General features: G+C 75.0%; 15 protein-coding genes. 14 read left to right on the forward strand and 1 reads right to left on the reverse strand.

Translation table 11 applies throughout. The features are described from left to right. Positions 1–120 precede the first annotated feature (120 nt). The 7 genes from G3T38_RS11460 to G3T38_RS11490 all read left to right on the forward strand — a co-directional run bounded on the left by G3T38_RS11460 (position 121) and on the right by G3T38_RS11490 (position 10631). Complete coding sequence (locus G3T38_RS11460; RefSeq protein ID WP_460786238.1) at positions 121–1104, forward strand: ribose-phosphate diphosphokinase; 984 nt, start codon at positions 121–123, stop codon at positions 1102–1104. A 226-nt stretch (positions 1105–1330) separates the two neighbouring features. Next, a complete protein-coding gene (locus G3T38_RS11465; RefSeq protein ID WP_163772442.1) occupies positions 1331–4198 on the forward strand; it encodes a hypothetical protein in 2868 nt (955 codons plus the stop codon). 11 nt (positions 4199–4209) lie between these two features. Further along, complete coding sequence (locus G3T38_RS11470) at positions 4210–5490, forward strand: ABC transporter substrate-binding protein (RefSeq protein ID WP_163772443.1); 1281 nt, start codon at positions 4210–4212, stop codon at positions 5488–5490. Then, complete coding sequence (locus tag G3T38_RS11475) at positions 5487–7571, forward strand: protein kinase domain-containing protein (RefSeq protein WP_163772444.1); 2085 nt, start codon at positions 5487–5489, stop codon at positions 7569–7571. Before G3T38_RS11470 ends, G3T38_RS11475 begins: the two co-directional genes overlap by 4 nt. Positions 7572–8200: 629 nt before the next feature. Then, complete coding sequence (locus tag G3T38_RS11480) at positions 8201–8869, forward strand: 50S ribosomal protein L25/general stress protein Ctc (RefSeq protein WP_163772445.1); 669 nt, start codon at positions 8201–8203, stop codon at positions 8867–8869. 58 nt (positions 8870–8927) lie between these two features. Next, entirely contained in the window at positions 8928–9527 is a 600-nt protein-coding gene (gene pth / locus G3T38_RS11485) for an aminoacyl-tRNA hydrolase (protein ID WP_163772446.1), read from the forward strand. 216 nt (positions 9528–9743) lie between these two features. Beyond that, positions 9744–10631 (forward strand): hypothetical protein, encoded by an 888-nt coding sequence (locus G3T38_RS11490; protein WP_163772447.1) that lies wholly within the window; start codon positions 9744–9746, stop codon positions 10629–10631. Between the two features lie 25 nt (positions 10632–10656). On the opposite strand, the gene G3T38_RS11495 is transcribed toward G3T38_RS11490, so the two are convergent. Next, a complete protein-coding gene (locus G3T38_RS11495; protein ID WP_163772448.1) occupies positions 10657–11415 on the reverse strand; it encodes a TetR/AcrR family transcriptional regulator in 759 nt (252 codons plus the stop codon). Positions 11416–11589: 174 nt separating this feature from the next. Here G3T38_RS11495 and G3T38_RS20920 point away from each other — a divergent pair, with 174 nt between their 5' ends. The 7 genes from G3T38_RS20920 to G3T38_RS11530 are packed head-to-tail and all read left to right on the forward strand — an operon-like array spanning position 11590 to position 18199. After that, entirely contained in the window at positions 11590–12993 is a 1404-nt protein-coding gene (locus tag G3T38_RS20920; protein WP_338037603.1) for a sugar transferase, read from the forward strand. Then, positions 12993–13496 carry a glycosyltransferase family protein gene (locus G3T38_RS11505; protein WP_163772449.1) on the forward strand — a complete coding sequence of 168 codons (504 nt, stop codon included), beginning with the start codon at positions 12993–12995 and terminating at the stop codon, positions 13494–13496. The genes G3T38_RS20920 and G3T38_RS11505 overlap by 1 nt, the downstream gene beginning before the upstream one ends. Then, a complete protein-coding gene (locus tag G3T38_RS11510) occupies positions 13493–14059 on the forward strand; it encodes a glycosyltransferase (protein ID WP_163772450.1) in 567 nt (188 codons plus the stop codon). Before G3T38_RS11505 ends, G3T38_RS11510 begins: the two co-directional genes overlap by 4 nt. Beyond that, positions 14056–14643: an acyltransferase gene (locus G3T38_RS11515; protein WP_163772451.1), complete on the forward strand. Its 588-nt coding sequence runs from the start codon at positions 14056–14058 to the stop codon at positions 14641–14643. Before G3T38_RS11510 ends, G3T38_RS11515 begins: the two co-directional genes overlap by 4 nt. After that, on the forward strand, positions 14640–15917 hold the full coding sequence (locus G3T38_RS11520; RefSeq protein ID WP_163772452.1) for an O-antigen ligase family protein: 1278 nt from the start codon (positions 14640–14642) through the stop codon (positions 15915–15917). The genes G3T38_RS11515 and G3T38_RS11520 overlap by 4 nt, the downstream gene beginning before the upstream one ends. Continuing rightward, positions 15910–17250, forward strand: a complete 1341-nt coding sequence (locus tag G3T38_RS11525; protein WP_163772453.1) for a hypothetical protein — start codon at positions 15910–15912, stop codon at positions 17248–17250. The genes G3T38_RS11520 and G3T38_RS11525 overlap by 8 nt, the downstream gene beginning before the upstream one ends. Further along, on the forward strand, positions 17243–18199 hold the full coding sequence (locus G3T38_RS11530) for a glycosyltransferase family 2 protein (protein WP_163772454.1): 957 nt from the start codon (positions 17243–17245) through the stop codon (positions 18197–18199). Before G3T38_RS11525 ends, G3T38_RS11530 begins: the two co-directional genes overlap by 8 nt. The last annotated feature ends 3 nt before the right edge of the window (positions 18200–18202 follow it).

Below are 18202 nucleotides of genomic sequence, written 5' to 3' on the forward strand. Positions count from 1 at the left end.
ACGTGGTGAGCCGGAGCCGACCCTGAGTTGGCGCCGCCGGAGGGGTGCGGGAGAATCGCCGAGGCCGACGCAGGGAAGCCGGCCGTGGTGACGGCATCGAGCGGTAGGAGCGCATCCGGCGTGAGCGGAATGAAGCTGGTAGGCGAGAAGAACCTCATGGTCTTCAGCGGGCGGGCACACCCCCGGCTGGCCGAGGAGGTCGCCGAGCTCGTCGGCACGGGCCTGGTGCCCTCGTCGATGTACGACTTCGCCAACTCGGAGAAGTACGTGCGCTACGAGGAGTCGGTGCGCGGCTGCGACGCGTTCGTGCTGCAGAGCCACACGGCGCCGATCAACGAGTGGATCATGGAGCACCTGATCATGGTCGACGCGCTCAAGCGCGCCTCGGCCAAGCGGATCACGGTGGTCATGCCGTTCTACGGCTACAGCCGCCAGGACAAGAAGCACCGGGGCCGCGAGCCCATCTCCGCCCGTCTCGTGGCGGACCTCTTCAAGACGGCCGGCGCCGACCGGCTGATCTCGGTCGACCTCCACGCCGACCAGATCCAGGGCTACTTCGACGGTCCCGTCGACCACCTCATGGCGCTGCCGATCCTGGCGGACTACGTCCGCGACAAGTACGGCGCGGAGTCCGACCTCGCCGTCGTGTCGCCCGACGCGGGCCGCATCAAGGTCGCCGAGCGCTGGTCGGCCCGCCTCGGCGGCGTGCCCCTCGCGTTCATCCACAAGACGCGCCGGACGGACCGTCCCAACGAGAGCGTCGCGAACCGCGTCGTCGGCGAGGTCGAGGGCCGCACCTGCGTGCTGGTCGACGACATGATCGACACCGGCGGCACGATCGTGAAGGCCGCCGAGGCCCTCATGCAGGAGGGCGCGAAGGCCGTCATCATCGCCGCCACCCACGGCATCCTGTCCGACCCCGCGGCCGAGCGCCTGAAGAACAGCCCGGCCGTCGAGGTCATCCTGACGAACACGCTGCCGCTCGCGGAGGAGAAGAGCTTCGACAAGCTCACCGTGCTCTCCATCGCGCCGCTGCTGGCGCAGGCGATCCAGGCGGTCTTCGAGGACGGCTCCGTGACGTCGATGTTCGACGGTCACGCCTGAGCGCGGCGGACCCACCAGCACCACCCGACCCGGACCCCGGCCCGGACCTCGGTCCCTCCCACGAGGACCCTGGTCTAGACCGGGGTCCGGGTGGTTTGGACCACTGCCGAACTTCGGCGAAGGTACCCCCGTCGCCGCACCGCCGACCTAGGCTGCCGGGGACACCGTCACGTCCACGGCCCCGGGGGGAGCGCCGCCCGGGGCGGAGCCTCTCGGAGGTCGCCGCATGGCACCCACGCATCGCGCGCCGTCGCGCGGTCGTCTCGTCACCCCCGCCGTGCGTCGCACCGCCCTCCTCGGGTCGGTGGCCCTGCTGGCCGCCGGTCTCGTGTCGGCGCCCCCGACGGCCTCCGCCGACGAGCCCCGCAGCCTCCGGAGCGTCGACGTCACGCTCACCGGGGACGGCGGGGTCGCCAGCGTGTCGAACCGTCTCGTGACCGAGGGCGGCGACGGCGAGGTGTCGACCACCGACGAGGCCGTCGACCCGGCCGACGCCGACCTGCCGGTGCGGGTGCTGACCTCCTACCGGGCCGACGGCCGCTCGGGGACCGACCTGGCCGACCTCGCCGGGCACGACGGCCGGGTGACCATCGACGTCACGGTGCAGAACACGACGGTGCGTCCGGCGCAGGTCGCCTACTCCTCCGAGGGCCGGCAGTACGACGAGTTCGCCCTCGTCGGGAGCCCCCTCACGGTCGTCGGCGGCGTCGGGCTCGACGCGTCCACCCGCGTCGTCACCGCGGCCGCCGACGGCGACGACGTCACCAACGGGGTGCTCGGACGCGACGCCGACGGTGCACCGGTGGTGCAGTGGGCCGCGATGCTGGCTCCGCCGCGCCTCGCGACGACCGCGACCTTCCGGCTGGTGCTCGAGGCCGACGACTTCGCGCCGCCCACGTTCGACCTCAGCGTGCAGCCCGGCCTCGTCAGCGACCCCTCGGTCGACGCCCTCGTGCAGGCGGCGTTCGTGGACCGCGCCGGCAGCGCCCGCCGCCTCCAGCAGGACACGATCACGACGATCGACGCCGTCAACCAGGTGCTGACCGGCGCGAGCACGGTGCTCACCGACATCCGTGCCGACCTCGAGAGCACCGCGAGCGGCGTCGGCGCCGAGGCCGTCGGACAGCTGCAGGGTTCCCGCGGCGACATCCCGGACCAGATCGCGACCATCGTGACCGACCTCGGCACGAAGAGCGCGGAGATCGACCGCACCCTCGACGCCGCGGGTCGCTCCGGGGCTGCCGACCTCGACACGGCGCTCGGCGACCTCGGCGCGCTCGTCGGGCCGCCCGACGTCGCGCCGCGCGAGCTCATCTCGGTGCGCCCCGTGGCCGGCAGCTGCGCCGTCGACGCGTCGCTGGCCGCCGGCGGCGATGCGACGCTCCGCGACCTCTTCACCTCCGTCGGGGCGCTGCTCGCGACGTACGCCGACGCGTCGGGGGAGTGCGCGGCCGTGACGACCGAGGCGCTCACGGCCCTCGTCGGCACCCGGGCGGAGGCGGAGTCGCCGGCCACGAGCTGCCCGAGCCCGGCGCAGGTCGCGACCGGCACCCCGCGCTCCGTCACCTGCCAGCTCGCCGCCACCGGCCAGGCCCTCGAGGGCACCGCCGGCGAGCTCGCCACCCTCGCCACGGACCTCGCCGGCGAGGTGCGCCCCGCCGGCTTCGGTGACGTGGCGACCGAGCTGGGCGACGTGCAGGCCGCCGTCTCCTCGCTCAACGGGCTGCTCACCGCCCTCAGCACCGCCGGGGTCGCGACCGAGGTGGAGGAGCTGCGCACGCAGCTGAGCGCCGCCCTGGCCACGCTGCGGGGCGAGCTCGTGGACCTGCAGGCCCTCGTGGCCGACGGCGGCGCGCTGGCCGGCAGCGTCACGACGATCCAGCAGATCGCCGACGCCCAGCTGGACGGCACCGGGACCGGGCCGAGCGCCCTCGTGTCGCTGGGCGCGGGCATCGACGACCTGCTCGGGGTCGTCTGTGCCCCGTTGTGGGACGGCACCTGGACACCCGGCAGCGGCGTCGGCGGACTCCTCGACGAGCTGCTCGGCGGGGTCACCGGCCTCGACCTGTGTCCGTCCACGCCGGAGGGCACGTCGGTGCTCGAGACCCGGCTCGACGAGCTGACGGCCGCCTGGAGCGAGGTGCGCGACCTCGTCGACGTCGACGTCCCCGGTGCCCTGGCGGGCATCAACGAGCAGGTCGGGCTGCTCGCCGACGCGCTCGACGCGGTCGACGACGCCCTCGCCGCAGGGACGGACGGGACCGACGACGTCGTCGCCGCGGTGACGACGCTGCAGGCCGAGATCGACGCCGCCCGGACCGCCGGCGGGGGCCTCGGCGCCACGGCTCCGACGACGGACTGCGCCACGCTGCCCGAGCCCGGCACGTCGGCCGGCTCGACCGCGCTCGACCTGCTGGCCGCCGCGTGGGCGGCGCTCGACTGCCAGAACCTGGCGCTGACCCAGGACGTCGGGGACTACTTCGACACGGCCGACGACGCGCTCGCCGCGGTCGGCACCGACCTCGACGGCAACCGCCTCGACCTGGCGGACGCCCAGGAGTCCGTCGACGGCCTGCTGCAGGACTTCATCGCGCAGTACGCCGCGGGCCTGGAGACCGACGGAGACGCCGTCGAGGGCTGGGGGTCGGCGGTCGCCGGTGACCTCGAGGGACGCGCCGACCGACGCCTGACGGGTGCGGCGCAGCTGTTGCAGGGCCGGCTGGGGGCCGCGGGCGACGCGCTGGTCGCCGACATGGGGGCCACCGGGGTCGACCTCGGCGGCACCAGCACGACGCTCGTCGCCTCGCTCGACGAGGCACTGCGCCAGTTCGGCTCGGCCGCCTCCGGCCGCGGCATCCTCGGCGCCCTCGCGTCCAACGCGTCGTCGGCCGGCCAGTCGCAGCGCACGGTCTTCGAGGAGCTCGGCAGCACCACCGGGTTCGCCGCCGTGCGGCGCCTCGACCTGCGCGACGTCGCACGCCAGCAGCGGCAGTTCGAGCTGGGCGTCGACCGGCAGGAGGAGCTCAACACCGCCGGCGTCGACGTCGACGGCAGCGTCCTCACCGTCTACACCTTCCACGTGGTGCCGCAGTGAGGCCCGGGCTCGTGGGCCGACGTGCCGCGGCGGCGCTGGTCGCGACCCTCCTCGTGCTGCCCCTGGCCGCGTGCAGCGACGACGACGAGACGAACGACGACGACGCGGTCGAGGTGACCCCCGTGCCCCCGGCCCGGGTGGCGCTGGAGGCCGACGTGGACGGGCCGGTCCGCATCGGCGTCGTGGTGAGCTCGGTGGGGTCCGGGGCGGAGGGCACCGACGTGCTCGCGCTCGCGCAGGGCGCGATGGTGGCCCAGCGGCGCCTGGCGGACGGCGGGGTCGACGTCGAGGTCCTGGGCCGCGACGACCGCGGCACCGCCGAGGGTGCGGCCGCCGTCGTCGACGAGCTCGTCGACGCCGGGGTCAGCGGGATCGTGCTCGGCACGACCGGCCCCCACACGACCGCCGCGCTCGAGCGGGCCGCGGAGTCCGGGGTGCCGGTCGTCGCGCCGTACCTGACGGCGGCGGAGCTGCCCGACGGCACCTGGAGCACGGCTCCGTCGGCCACTGCGGTCGACGACGGCCTGGGTGCGGCGCTCGCGGCGGTGGCCGCGTCGCGGCCCTACGTGATCACCATCGGCGCCGCGGAGCAACCGCAGGTGACGGGCGCACGCGCCGGGACCTTCGGGGCCGACGGCGTCGGCGCCGCGGTCACCGCGGTCGCGGACGCCGTGGACGAGCGGGCGATCGACAGCGTCGTGCTCGCGGGCGCCGCCGCCGACCAGGCTCGGTTCGTCCAGGGCATCCAGACCGTGGCCGACGTGCCCGTCGTGCTGACCCCCGACGCGCTGAGCCCGGTCTTCGCCGACGTGCTCGCCGACAGCGGCGGCGTGCTCTCCGCCCCGTTCCTCACCGCCGGACCCGACGCCGGCGACGCCACGACGCTGGCCGAGGGGCCGGCGGGGGACAGCGCCGCGGCGTACTTCGCGGCGCTCCGCTCGTTGACCGCCGACGCCGACGCGGTGGACGTGCTCGGTCGCCCGTTCGACGTCAACGGCGCCGACGCCGACCTCGCCAGCCACGACGCGGTCGTCGCCCTCGTGCGCGCCGTGGAGTCCGCCGGCAGCGGCACGTCCACCGACGTCGCCGCCGCGCTGCCCGCGCTGACCCTCGACGCGGGCGACGGCCTCGCCGGTCCCGCCCTGTCGTTCGCCACGCAGCAGGCTCTCCCCGACGCCGCCGTGGTCGCCCTGACCTCCACGACCCAGGACCCGGGTGTCCGCAGCGTCGTCGCCACCGGCGCCCCCGAGACCCAGCACCTGTACTGGCTCGCCGTCCCCACGGGCGCGTGAGCCCGGTGGAGGAGGGGCGCCCGCGGGCCCTGGGCAGCCGCTACGAGCTGCGCGAGCGGCTCGGCGCCGGCGCCATGGGCGAGGTGTGGCGGGCCGTCGACCGCACCACCGGCCAGCACGTCGCCGCGAAGCTGTTGCGCGAGACCTACGTGTACGACGCGGACATCGTCGGTCGCTTCATCCAGGAGCGCTCGATCCTGCTCAACCTCGAGCACCCGCGGATCGTGCGGGTGCGCGACCTCGTCGTCGAGGGCACCGACCTGGCGATCGTCATGGACCTCGTCGAGGGACGCGACCTGCGGCGCCACCTCCGCGAGGTGGGCACGCTGTCCGCGCGGGAGGCCGTGCTCGTCACGTGCGCCGTGCTGGACGCGCTCGCCGCCGCCCACGCCGCGAACTTCCTCCACCGGGACATCAAGCCCGACAACGTGCTGCTGGAGGGTGGCGTGCCGGGTGACGGGAGCGGCGTGCGGCTCTCCGACTTCGGCATCGCGCGGCTCGCGCAGGAGTCGACGGTGCAGGCGACCGGGCTCATCGGCACCCCGGGGTACATGCCGCCGGAGCTGTTCCAGTACGGCCGGTTCAGCCCCGCCTCCGACGTGTACGCCGCGGGCGTGCTCCTCTACGAGCTGCTCGCCGGCCGCACGCCGTTCGCCGGGAAGGGCACCGTCCACACCATCGGCAACCGCCACGTGACGGTCGAGCCGCCCGCGCTCCCGGTGCACCCGCTGCTCTGGACCGTCCTGGCCATCACCCTCGCGAAGGACCCGGCCACCCGGTTGTCCGCTGCCGCGACCGCCCAGGCGCTGCGGGACCTCCCGGCCGACGCGCTCGACGCCCCGGCGCTGCCCGCCCAGTCGGAGCCGATGTCGTGGAACACCGCCCAGCGCACCGTCGTGCGTCACCACGTCGGCCCCGCGGTGGTGGACGACGGTCGCGGTGCGCCCGGTGAGGTCGCGGGTGAGGTCGCGGGTGAGGTCGCCGGCGGGGTCGCGGGCGGGGTCGGGGGCGGGGTCCCCACCGGGGGCACGGAGCTGCGGCCGGTGCTGCCCGGCCCGGTGCCGACGGCCGCGGGCCTGCCGCCCCAGCCCGAGCGGTCGGGGCAGCCGGAGCACCCGGAGCACCCGGAGCACCCGGCACAGCCGGGGCGATCGGCCGAGCGGGGGCCCCACCGGGCGCACGCCGCGGGGTCCCGCGTCCCGACCTGGGCACTCGGCGTCGTCGTGGCCGTCTCCCTCGCGGTCGTCGCGGCCCTGGTCCTGCAGATGGTGCGGGGCGACGGGGACGCCGATCCCGGGGCGGGCACGGAGGCCCGCGCCTCGCTGCCCGTGCAGCGGGTCCAGTCGCCCCCCGCGTCGTACCCCAGCGGTCTGACCACGAGCCGCGCCGCGGCGTACGACCCCGCGGCCCGCACCGTCGACGTCGAGCTGACGGTGACGCTCCCGACCCGTCCGGGGGAGTCGCGGGACGCGGTGACGCTGCTGACGTTCCTGCCGGCCGCGGCGTCCGGGGGCTGCCCGCGCTCGGGGGTCACCTGGGACCCCGGCGTGGTGGCGGACCTCGCGCCGACCGACGCCGGCGTGCAGCAGGCGTGCGCGTGGCGGGTCGAGGTACCGCTCAGCGGGTCCCAGACCCAGGTCGCGGCGGAGGTCGAGCTGGACCTCGGGGCCGAGGACGACGCGCTGCAGCGCTGGGAGGAGGAGGCACGGTCCGACCTCGACGCCGCCCTCGCCGACGCGTCGAACAACCGGCTGGCGTTCCCGTTGCAGCAGACCCGCGGGATCGAGCTGCGCGTCGACCGCGGTGCGGTCACGCAGGGCGAGTCCGTCGACGTGCTCGTCGACGTGGCGTTCGCGGGAGGCACGGAACCCGTCTACGACAGCGCGGCCACCGGGACGGCCGCGCTCACCGACGCCGTCCGCCAGCTCGGCGGCGGACCCCCGACCCTCCGGGCCTGCGCCGCCCTCGTGCCCCAGGCCTCGGGCGGGCTGCTCGCCGAGCAGCCGTCGGCCCGCTGCGAGGTGTCGGCCGTCCTCGGCGTCCTCGAGAGCGCCCCGGCCGTGGTGACGGTCAGCCGCTGAGGGGTACGGCGCCGGGGTACGGCGCGCCCGGGGGCCTGGGGCCGGAGCCACGCCCGGGAGAAGAAAACGCGGACCGGCTCCGGCTGGAACCGGAAAACGCGGACTGCCGGGGGCGCCCGGTCCGCGTTTTCCTTCGAGCGACCGCGGTGGACGTCGTCCGGCGGGTGGCTGCGTCGGGCGGTGCCGGGCTGGTCCTGGTACGACGCGGGCGGCCCCGCGCCGTACCGGGACGTCATGCGGTCCGGTGCCCCTGGCCACCGCCGCGCATGACGTCGGACGGGTGGACGCGGGGTCGGTGCCGGAACTGTGCGCGTGGTGGTGCTCGGGTCGCGCTGGGGCTGTCCCAGCCGCACATCTTCGGTCGCCAGCGCCCCCGCGCCCCCGCGCCCCCGCGCCCCCCCGCGCCCCCGCGCCCCCAGCGCCCCCGCGCAGCCACGCCCCGCACGGGGTGTTTTGGTCCCTCGGGCGCGGCGTCGCTACACTCCTGCGGTTGCCTCGGCGAGGGAACCTCCGGGTTCCGTGATCGACAGGGCCGGCCGGACCTCTGGTTCGCCGCGCTGTGCTGCCGTGGCGCGACCGACCTGGCACCTCGCGGTGCCGCAGACGAAGTCCGACGAGGAGTCCTGAGCATGTCCAGCGAGAAGATCGCCGCCGAGGTCCGCAGCGAGTTCGGCAAGGGCGCCGCGCGCCGCATCCGCCGTGAGAACAAGATCCCGGCCGTGGTGTACGGCAACGGGATCGACCCGATCCACGTGACCCTCCCGGGCCACCAGACGATGCTCGCCCTCAAGCACGGTGGCGCCAACGCCCTGCTCGAGCTCGACGTCGACGGCGCCGTGCAGCTCGCCCTCACCAAGCACATCCAGGTGGACCCGCTGCGCCGCGTCATCGAGCACGTCGACTTCGTCGCCGTGAAGCGTGGCGAGAAGGTCACGGTCGACGTGCCCGTCACGGTCGTCGGCGACGCCGCGCCCGAGACGCTGGTCGTCACGGAGAACGCCACCGTCCAGCTCGAGGCCGAGGCGACCCACATCCCCGAGGCCCTCGAGGTCTCCGTCGAGGGTGCCGAGGCCGGCACGCAGATCACCGCCGGTGACCTCGAGATCCCGTCCGGCTCGACGCTCGTCACCGAGGCCGACGTGCTCGTCGTCAACGTGACCGCCGCGCAGACCGCCGAGGAGGTCGAGGCGGAGCTGGCCGAGGCCGAGGCCGAGGTCGGCATCGAGCGCGACGAGCCCGAGGACGAGGCCGGCGCCGAGGCCTCCTCCGATGACGAGGCCTCCTCCGACGACGAGTGACCTCCCGCCGGCCCGCCGCGGGCCGGCACACGCACGACACGAGAGGCCGGGGCTGCCCATGTCCGACACGACCACCGAGGTGTGGCTGGTCGTCGGGCTGGGCAACCCCGGCCCTTCGTACGCCCAGAACCGGCACAACGTGGGATACCTCGTCGTCGACGAGCTCGCCCAGCGCTGGGGCAGCCGGTTCCGGGCCCACAAGACGGGTCGCGCCGACGTCGTCGAGGGACGCGTCGGCGCCCCGGGCACGCCGGGACCCCGGGTGGTCCTGGCGAAGCCGCGCTCCTACATGAACGAGGTCGGCGGGCCGGTCAAGGCGCTCGCCACCTTCTACAAGATCGCCCCGGCGCGCATCGTCGCGGTGCACGACGAGCTCGACATCGCCTTCGGCACGCTGCGCCTCAAGCTCGGTGGGGGCGACAACGGGCACAACGGCCTGAAGTCGATGCGGTCGTCGCTCGGGACGGGCGACTTCCACCGGGTACGGGCCGGGATCGGCCGCCCGCCCGGACGCCAGGAGGTCGCGGACTTCGTGCTGGCGGACTACTCGCGCACGGAGCAGAAGGAGCTGCCGTTCCAGGTGGGCGACGCCGCCGACGCCGTGGAGTGCCTGGTGACGGAGGGGCTCGAGCAGGCCCAGCAGCGCTTCAACCGCTGAGTATCGTGGAACGGACGTGATCCGCGCCGCACCGGCGTGACGCGTCGACGAAACACTCGTTCAATGGACAAGCCGTTACCCAATCAGGGACGGCTGGCTCGCATCTCGGCGTGTGCTGGGCACCGCAGTCCTATCCGGGACGCGGTGCTCCAGCTCCCACGGAGCCGACGGACGGCGGAGAACCCCGCCGCAGGCGCGAGGACGGGCAGGACCATCGTGAGACAGAGCAAGACGACGCCGTGCCGCGTCACGGACTGGGTGGACCTCGTCGAGCGCACCCTGCGCGGCGCGCTGGGGGTCGACCACGTCACGGTGCTGACGCGATCCGGGTCGCCCCGGCTGCTCGCCGACACCCACCCCACGGCCTACCCCGACGTGCACCCCGACGCCTCGCCGCGCGGGTCGGACACCGGCGACCTGCTCGTGCTCCGGCACGTCGACCCGTCCGGATACCCCGTCGAGCTCGTCCTGCGCCGGGACGGACGCGACTTCACCGCTCTCGAGAGGCGCCTCGCCGTGGGCATCCTGGAGGCCCTCGAGCGTGCGGCCCGGGAGGAGGTGCAGCCCGCTCCGGAGCCGCTGGCCCAGGGCAACGTGGTCGACGCCCTCGAGCGCTGCCTCCACGACCTCGACGACATGGTCGCGGCTCCGCTCGTCGATCGGCTGAGCATGGTGGGCAACCGGTTCGCCTCGCGGCTCGACGCCGCGGGCTGGTGGATCGGCCGGCGGAGCGGCGAGTGGGCGATGACCACGATGGCCAGCGGCGTACGCCGGGGCGAGCGCGCCGGGAGCATGCCGAGCTGGCTGCGGCGCGCCCGCAGCGCGCACGAGATCACCTGGCACTCCCCGCTGACGTCGGCGGCGCTCGAGGGTGGGTCCGTCGTCGCCTGGCGGGGCGACGGGTCCGAGGTCGCCCAGATCCTCGAGTCGTGGGGTGACCTCGTGACGCTGGTCGCCGCCGGTGGCTACGACCTCGACGCACGGCAGTGGCTGCTCACCCTGGTGGGGGACGCGACGTCGCCCGACCTCCGCCAGGGCCAGGCGGCGCTCTCGGCTGCCGTGCAGGTCGCACTGGGCTTCCCGCGCGCCCCGCGCCACGCCTGACGCGAGGCACCGACGGTCCGGGCCGTCAGGCGTACTCCAGCACCGATCGCAGGACGAGCCGCACGTGGCGCTCGAAAGCGTCCTCGGGATCGTCGAGGATGCTCGGGACGTGCCCGAAGAGCTCGAGGCAGACGAAGCCGTGCACGGCGGCCCACACCGAGATCAGGTAGACGATCGTCGCGGGCTCGACGCCCTCGGGCGCGAGCCCTGCGGCCAGCTCGAGCACGTCGGCCCGCACGGTCGGCACCACGTCGGTGTGGGCGGGGATCCGCACGCGCTCGGCCCGCAGCTCCTCGAGGAGGATCTGCAGCGGCACGCTGTAGAAGGCGACGGTGTCGAGGCGCAGGGTGTCCGCGCGCTGGCCGTCGCGGAAGACGAGCGCGAACTCGGCCTGGTGGTCGAGACACCAGCGGCGGTACGCCGAGGCCAGCGCGACCGCCCGCGAGAAGGCGCTCGCGTGGGTGTCGGCCTCGTCAGCGGTCCGGAGGGCCGCTCCGGCCGACTCCAGCGCGTCACGGGCCAGTGCCTCGATGAGGTCCTGGCGGGACTCGAAGTAGCGGTAGATCGCGGACGGCGTCATGCCGATCTCCCGCGCCACGGCGCGTAGCGACAGGTCGCCGCCGCCCGGGGGTGGCAGGAGCAGCTCGCGGGCCGCGGCCTTGATCTCCTCGATCGTCGCGATGCGCAAGCGGTCCCGGCGTGACAGTCCGGCGGCACCGCCGTCAGGGACCGCCGAGGAATCGGACATCACCTCACCGGGCGAGTGGTCCGTGCTCGTGTCCATCCCTTCCATCCTACGCGGCGCGGCTCGTCCGGCGCAGCGCGCCGAGCCGGGAAGAGCGACACCGGAAAAGTAAAAGAAACAGCCGTCACGTTTGAGCCCCCTGTTCGTTTGGGAGAACAGTGTTCACTCGACCGGTCTAGTCCAGTGACCGGACCCTCTGCGGAAGGAGCCGCCGTGCCGCGCGCACTCGCACCGTCGCCGAACGACGCGGCGTCGCGCCCGCTGCCAGGACCGACAGCCGCGCGTGGCGCGGCGTCGCCGTCCGGTGCCGTCGCGACCCGGCGACGGGTCGCGCTGCCGCGGTGCGCGGAGGTGTCGGCGATCGTCGGGGGACTGGTCGTGTCCCTCGCGGTCACGGGCGACGTGCTGGCGGTCGCCCTCCTGGGTGTCGCGTGGCCGCTGGCCCGCGCCGTCGTCGGTGTCACCCGCCCGCACCCCGCGCTCTCGAGCACGGACCTCGGTGCCGTCGCGACCTCCGGGTTGGTGGCGCTGGGGGTGCTGGTGCTCGCCGACGCCGCCCTGCCGGACACGCTGTCCGGTGAGCGGACCGCCGCGCTCGTCGGTCTCGTCGGCCTCGTGGTCGTCGCCCGCTGCGTCGCGGGCGTCCTCCGCGGGCGCCCACGCGCCCTGGTGCTGGTGGACCCGGACGACCTGGACGCGATGACGGCGACGGAGCGCGACGTGCGGGTCGTGGGCAGGCTCCCGGTCGAGCGTCGCACGGGCCGGGTGACGGGCAGCGCCGCCCGCTTCGCCGAGGCCCCGCTCGCCCGGGAGGTCGCGGAGAAGCACGCCGACATCGTGCTCGTCGACCCCGGCCTCGGCCTCGGTGCCGAGGGTCTGCGACGGCTCACCTGGGAGCTCCAGCCCACGGGTGTCCCGCTGGGCTTCCCGGCGCCGCCCGTGGCGCCGCACCGCATGGGCGTCGGCCGTCTGGCGGGTCGCGCGATCGTGTCCGTGGCGCCGCCCCAGGCGTCGCGGGCGCGGGCCGTCGCCAAGGGGGTGCTCGACCGTGTCGTCGGCTCGGTCGCGCTCGTGCTGGTGGCCCCGGTGCTGCTCGTCCTGGCTCTCGCCGTCCGTGCCGACAGCCCCGGTCCCGCGTTCTTCCGCCAGGTCCGCGTCGGGCGCGACGGTGTGCCCTTCGTCATGGTGAAGCTCCGCACGATGAGCGTCGACGCCGAGGTCGTCCGTGCGGACGTCGTGCACCTCAACGACTCCGACGCCGTGCTCTTCAAGATCCGCGCCGACCCGCGCGTCACCCGGGTGGGGCGCGTCCTGCGCCGTACGTCGCTGGACGAGCTCCCGCAGCTCTGGAACGTCGTGCGGGGGGAGATGTCCCTCGTCGGCCCGCGCCCGGCGCTGCCGGAGGAGGTCGCGGCGTACGACGCCACGGAGCGGCGGCGGCTGCGGGTGAAGCCGGGCCTCACCGGCCTGTGGCAGGTGAGCGGCCGTTCCGACCTGTCGTGGGCGACCAGCGTCGACCTCGACCTGACCTACACCGACAACCACACCATCGCGGGTGACCTCGTCATCTGCGCGCGCACCGTCTCCGCGGTGCTGCGCGGGAAGGGAGCGTACTGATGTCCGAACTCCTCGCCGAGGCCGCGCGAGCGCGGCCCGAGGACGGCCCGCGGGGCACGGCCCTGCTGGTCAGCACGCAGGGCGGCCACCTCGCGCAGCTCCTCGCCCTCCGGCCGTGGTGGGAGATCCGCGACCGCGTGTGGGTCTGCCCCGACACGCCGGACGTGCGCGACCGCCTGGCCGACGAGCGCGTCGTGACGTCGCACTCGCCGACCACGCGCAACGTCCCCAACCTGCTGCGCAACCTGCTGCTCGCGTGGCGGGTGCTGCGGCGCGAGCGGCCCGCCGTGGTCGTCAGCGCGGGGGCGGGCGTGGCCGTGCCGTTCTTCGTGCTCGCCTGGCTGCTCCGGATCCCGACGGTGTTCGTGGAGGTCTACGATCGGGTGGACTCGCCGACCATGACGGGGCGGCTCGTCGGCCCGTTCACGACGCGCCGCGTCGTGCAGTGGGACACGCAGCTCGACGTCTACCCGGACGCCGTCGTCGTGGGACCGCTGCTGTGAGCGCGCCGCTCGTCGTCGCGATGGTGGGCACGGACCACCACCCCTTCGACCGTCTCGTCGGCTGGCTCGACCGGCTGGCCGCCTCCCTGGGCCCGCGGGCGGAGATCGTGGTGCAGCACGGCCACAGCGTCCGGCCGCAGGTCGCGAGCGGCGTGGAGTTCGTCGACCAGGAGCAGCTGACCGACCTGCTCGACCGCGCCGCCGTCGTCGTGTGCCACGGCGGCCCCGGAACGATCATGGACGCACGCCGGGCCGGGCACGTCCCGGTGTGCGTGCCCCGCGACCCCTCGCGCGGCGAGCACGTCGACGCCCACCAGGAGCGGTTCGCCGCCGTCGTCGAGGACGCCGGCGTCGTGCGGCTGGCCACCGACTTCCCGGCGCTGGCCGACCAGGTCGCCGCCACGCTGCGCGCGCGTGGCCCGCAGGCGGACGTGACCGAGATCGAGGCCGCCGCCGAGGAGTCCGCAGCCCGTTTCGCCCGCCAGATCGATCCCGTGGTCGGCCGACCGGTCCGCCGCGTGCGCTCGGTCCGTCGTGCCCTGCTGTCGCGGGTCGCCCGATGACGCGGCCCGGCTTCCTCGGACGCGCGGTCGGCGCGCTCCGTCTCGACCTCGCCATCGCGCTGCGCCACGTGCTGCTCGACCTGCTGGCCGGCTCGGCGCTGGTGCCGCGGCCGCTGCGCTGGGCGGTCTACCGCGCGGCGGGTCTCGACGTGCGCACCGCGAACGTGTTCAGCGGCGTCCGCATCACCGGTCGCGGGCTGCGCATCGGGCGCCGCACCTTCGTCAACCACGACTGCTACCTCGACGTCGCCCGCGGTCGCGTCGAGATCGGCGAGGACTGCCACCTCGGCCCCGGCGTCATGGTGCTGACCGCGACCCACGGCCGGGACGAGGGCGGTCGTGCGGCGAAGGTGGCGGACTACCTGACGACCCGGATCGAGGACGAGGTCTGGTTGGGCGCACGCGTCACCGTGCTGCCGGGCGCCGTCGTCGAGCGCGGGGCCGTCGTCGCGGCCGGCGCGGTCGTGCGGGGGCGCCTCGCCTCCGGCGGCACCTACGCGGGCGTCCCCGCCCGCCCGGTGGACGGCCCGACGTCCTCGTCGGCCCCGGCCGCCGCCTCCACCGGGGGGACGGTCCGCTCGTGAACGACGTCGCCGAGCTGCGCCGCGCCCTGCGCCCGGTCGCTGCGCTCTTCCTGCTCTACCCGCTGTGGTGGGCGCTGGGGGTGCAGGTGCCGGCGTGGGCGTTGGTCGCGCTGCCCGTCGGGATGTGGCTGCTGCTCAACCGGCGCGTGCTCGTGCTGCCGCCCGGGTACGTCGCGCTGCTGCTCTTCCTCGGCTGGGTCGGCGTCTCGGCGGTCATGCTGTCGGGTCCGCGCTACCTCGCGGCGTACGGGTTCCGGCTCGTGCTCTACACGGCCGTGGTCGTCATCGCCGTCGCGGTGTGGAACGCGCTGGACCGTGGGATGCCCGGCCGCACGGTGGTGCGGTGGGTGGTCGCCCTGTGGGGCGCTGCCGTGCTGCTCGCCTACCCGGGGATCCTCGTCAACAACCTGGAGTTCACCAGCCCGTTCGAGGCCGGCCTGCGCCTCGTCGGCTTCGTCGACCCGTTCGTGACGGCGCTGACCCACCCGGAGTTCTCGGAGTACGACGGCCTCTACGGCTCGCCGCGTCCGAGCCCCCTGTTCGCCTACACCAACGACTGGGGTGCGGCGGTCGGCATCGGCTTCCCCGTCGCGGTCCACGCCCTCGTCACGGCCCGCGGCCGCGCCGAGCGGCTCCTGCTGGCCGGTCTCGTGCTGGCGTCGGTGCCGCCGATCCTGGTCTCCCTGAACCGTGGCTGCTGGATCACGATCGGCGTGGCGGTGGGCTACGTGGTCGTGCGCCGCGCGGCCGCCGGCGACTTCCGGGCGCTGGCCGCGGTCGTCGTCGGCGTCGTCGGCATCGTCGGCTCCGTGCTCGCCGTCGAGCCCGTGCGCCGCGTCATCACGGCCCGCTTCGAGTACGGCAACACGAGCACCCGCGCGACCCTGTACGAGGCGTCGTGGTCGCTGGCCCTCCGCTCGCCGCTCTTCGGCTGGGGGGCGCCGCAGTCGTCGGCGGGACTGGCCGACAGCAACGACGTCTCCATCGGCACCCACGGCCAGCTCTGGACCATCCTGGTCTCGCAGGGGATCGCCGGTCTCGCCCTCTTCGTCGGCGCCGTGCTGCTCGTGTGGTGGCACGCCCGCCCGCTCTCCGGCCGCGATGCCGACGTGTGGCTCCACGCCACCGGCGCCGCCCTGCTCGTGCAGATCGCCTTCTACGAGGTGCTGCCCGTCCCGCTGGCCGTCACCCTCCTCGCTCTCGCCGTCGTCGGCGTGCACCGGCGTCGCGCTCTCGACCACTCGCACACCAGAAAGGTGATCACCCATGCATGACGACACCGAGCTCGCCTCGGAGACACGACCCGGCTCCGAGCTGCGTCGTCCGCCGAGCCTGGCCGGCGCCGTCCGCAGGCGCTGGATCCACGTGGTCGTCGGCCTCGTCGTCGGCCTGCTCCTCGGCACCGCCGTGGCGGCGACGTCCGCACCGGAGTACCACGCGCAGGCCACCGTCCGGGTGGGTGGCGGCCTCGTGGCCGTGGGCGACTTCTCGACCACCACCCTGTGGGCGGACGACCAGGTCGCGCTGACCCGCACGGACCCGGTCCGGCGCGCCATCGCCGAGCGCATCGGCGACGGCGTGGACCTCGACGACGTGGCGGACCGCCTGTCCGTCACGGTCGAGGAGAGCAGCAACTACCTCGTCTTCAGCTGGACCGACGACTCCGCCGACCGTGCCGAGTCGCGGGCCGAGGCCGCGGCCGAGGTCTACCTGGACGAGGCGGAGCAGCAGGCCGTCACCCGGTGGCGGGCCCACGACGCGCGCCTCGCCGGTCTCCAGGACGAGACCGACCCCGAGGGCAACCGCGGCCGCCAGCTCGTCCTCGAGCGGATGCAGCTGGAGGAGACGGTCGTCGACCCCGGGAGCGTGGCGAGCGAGGCCGCCGGCACGGCGGAGCGCGCGTCGCTGCCGGCTGCGGCCCACGTGGTCGCCGGCGGGCTCGGCGGTCTCCTCGTGGGCGTCGCCTCGGCGTACCTCGCCCAGGTGCGCAGCCCGCGTCGCCCCACCCCCGCCGTGGCACCCGCGGCGGCCGCCGTCGCGGCGGCCCCGCCGCGGCCGGTCAAGCCGACGCCCGACGCGCCCCGCAACCGTCACGACCGTCCGCGGGACGACCGCGACCCCGCTGCGGCCCCGCGGCGCCCGACCGGCGGCCTCGCGACGTTCTTCCGCGAGCGGGGCGGCAACGGCAGCGAGCCGCTCGACGACACGGGTCTGCCCGTGCTCGCCGAGGTCCGCGACGGCCGCGCCGACGGCAGCGACGTCACCGCCGTCGGGGTCGCCATCGCACCCTGGCTGCTCGAGCGCGAGGCGGAGGACCCGGGCGAGGAGTTCCGCCTCGGTGTCTACGTCACGCCCGACCTCCCGGAGGACTCGGCCGAGATCGTCCGTCGCGGGCTGCGCGTCGTGGGGGCCGAGAACCGGCTCCAGGTCGAGGCCGTCGACCTCGGTCGCTCCACGTGGCGGGTCGACTTCGAGGCCTGCGACGCCGTCGTGGTGCTCGTCGGCTCCACGAGCTGGTCGAACGACGCCCTCCGGGTGGCGCGTCTCCACCTGGCCGCGGTCGACGTCGAGGTGCTCGGACTGGTGCGGGTGGCGTCCGATGCCTGAGGCCACGACGCCCCGCGTGCGCGCGGAGCACAGCCTGCCGCCGGTCTCCGTCGCCATCGCGACGCGGGGTCGCACGACGACCCTCCGTCGCGCGGTCGGCGCGATCTGGGCGCAGACCTATCGCGGGCGCATCGACGTCGTCGTCGTCATCGACGACACGCGCGCGCCGGCGGACCTCGACCTGCCCGCGCCGCTCGACCCCTCCCGCCAGTCCCTGCAGGTCGTCGTCAACGACCGACGTCAGGGCGTGGCCGGGGCACGGAACACGGCGCTCGCGCTCGCTGCGCACGACCTGCTGGCGACCTGCGACGACGACGACGTCTGGCTGCCGGGGCGCCTCGACTGCCAGGTGCGGGCGCTGCAGGCCGACCCGGCGCTGCTCGTCGTCGGGGGCAGCGTGCGCATCGTCCGCGGCGACGTCCACACGGTGCGTCGCGCGCCCCGCCACCGGGTCCACCTCCAGGACCTGCTCGACTCCCGCGTCATGGAGCTGCACCCCTCCGCGCTGCTCTACCGCACGCGGCCGCTCCGGGTCGTCGGCGGCTGGAACGAGGACATCCCGGGCGGCTACGCCGAGGACTACGAGCTGCTCCTCCGGCTCGCGCGGTGCGGCTCCCTGGGGCTCGTGGACGACGTCGTCGCCGACGTGCACTGGAACGGGGGGTCCCACTTCTTCAGCCGGTGGCGCACGGTGTCCGCCGCGCTCTCCACCCTGCTGGGGGCCTTCCCCGAGTTCGCCGCGTCTCCCCGGGGCCGCGCGCGGATCAGCGGGCAGATCGCGTTCGCGCACGCTGCGGCGGGGGAGCGCTCGGAGGCGCGCACCTGGATGCGGCGCGCCTGGAGCGACAACCGTCGGGAGCCGCGTCTCGCGCTCACGGCGCTGGTGCTGGCCGGCGTCGGTCCGGACCGCATCCAGGACGTCCTCCACGCACGGGGACGGGGCATCTGAGCC

Origin of the sequence: Nocardioides zeae (assembly GCF_010686755.1) — a bacterium.
In the GTDB taxonomy this organism is placed as follows: Bacteria; Actinomycetota; Actinomycetes; order Propionibacteriales; family Nocardioidaceae; genus Nocardioides; species Nocardioides zeae.

Excerpts from the sequence above, each read along its gene's own strand:
- G3T38_RS11465 (WP_163772442.1), top strand. The coding sequence starts at position 1,331 with ATGGCACCCACGCATCGCGCGCCGTCGCGCGGTCGTCTCGTCACCCCC.
- G3T38_RS11480 (WP_163772445.1), top strand. The coding sequence starts at position 8,201 with ATGTCCAGCGAGAAGATCGCCGCCGAGGTCCGCAGCGAGTTCGGCAAG.
- pth (WP_163772446.1), top strand. The coding sequence starts at position 8,928 with ATGTCCGACACGACCACCGAGGTGTGGCTGGTCGTCGGGCTGGGCAAC.
- G3T38_RS11495 (WP_163772448.1), bottom strand. The coding sequence starts at position 11,415 with ATGGACACGAGCACGGACCACTCGCCCGGTGAGGTGATGTCCGATTCC.
- G3T38_RS11505 (WP_163772449.1), top strand. The coding sequence starts at position 12,993 with ATGTCCGAACTCCTCGCCGAGGCCGCGCGAGCGCGGCCCGAGGACGGC.
- G3T38_RS11515 (WP_163772451.1), top strand. The coding sequence starts at position 14,056 with ATGACGCGGCCCGGCTTCCTCGGACGCGCGGTCGGCGCGCTCCGTCTC.
- G3T38_RS11525 (WP_163772453.1), top strand. The coding sequence starts at position 15,910 with ATGCATGACGACACCGAGCTCGCCTCGGAGACACGACCCGGCTCCGAG.
- G3T38_RS11530 (WP_163772454.1), top strand. The coding sequence starts at position 17,243 with ATGCCTGAGGCCACGACGCCCCGCGTGCGCGCGGAGCACAGCCTGCCG.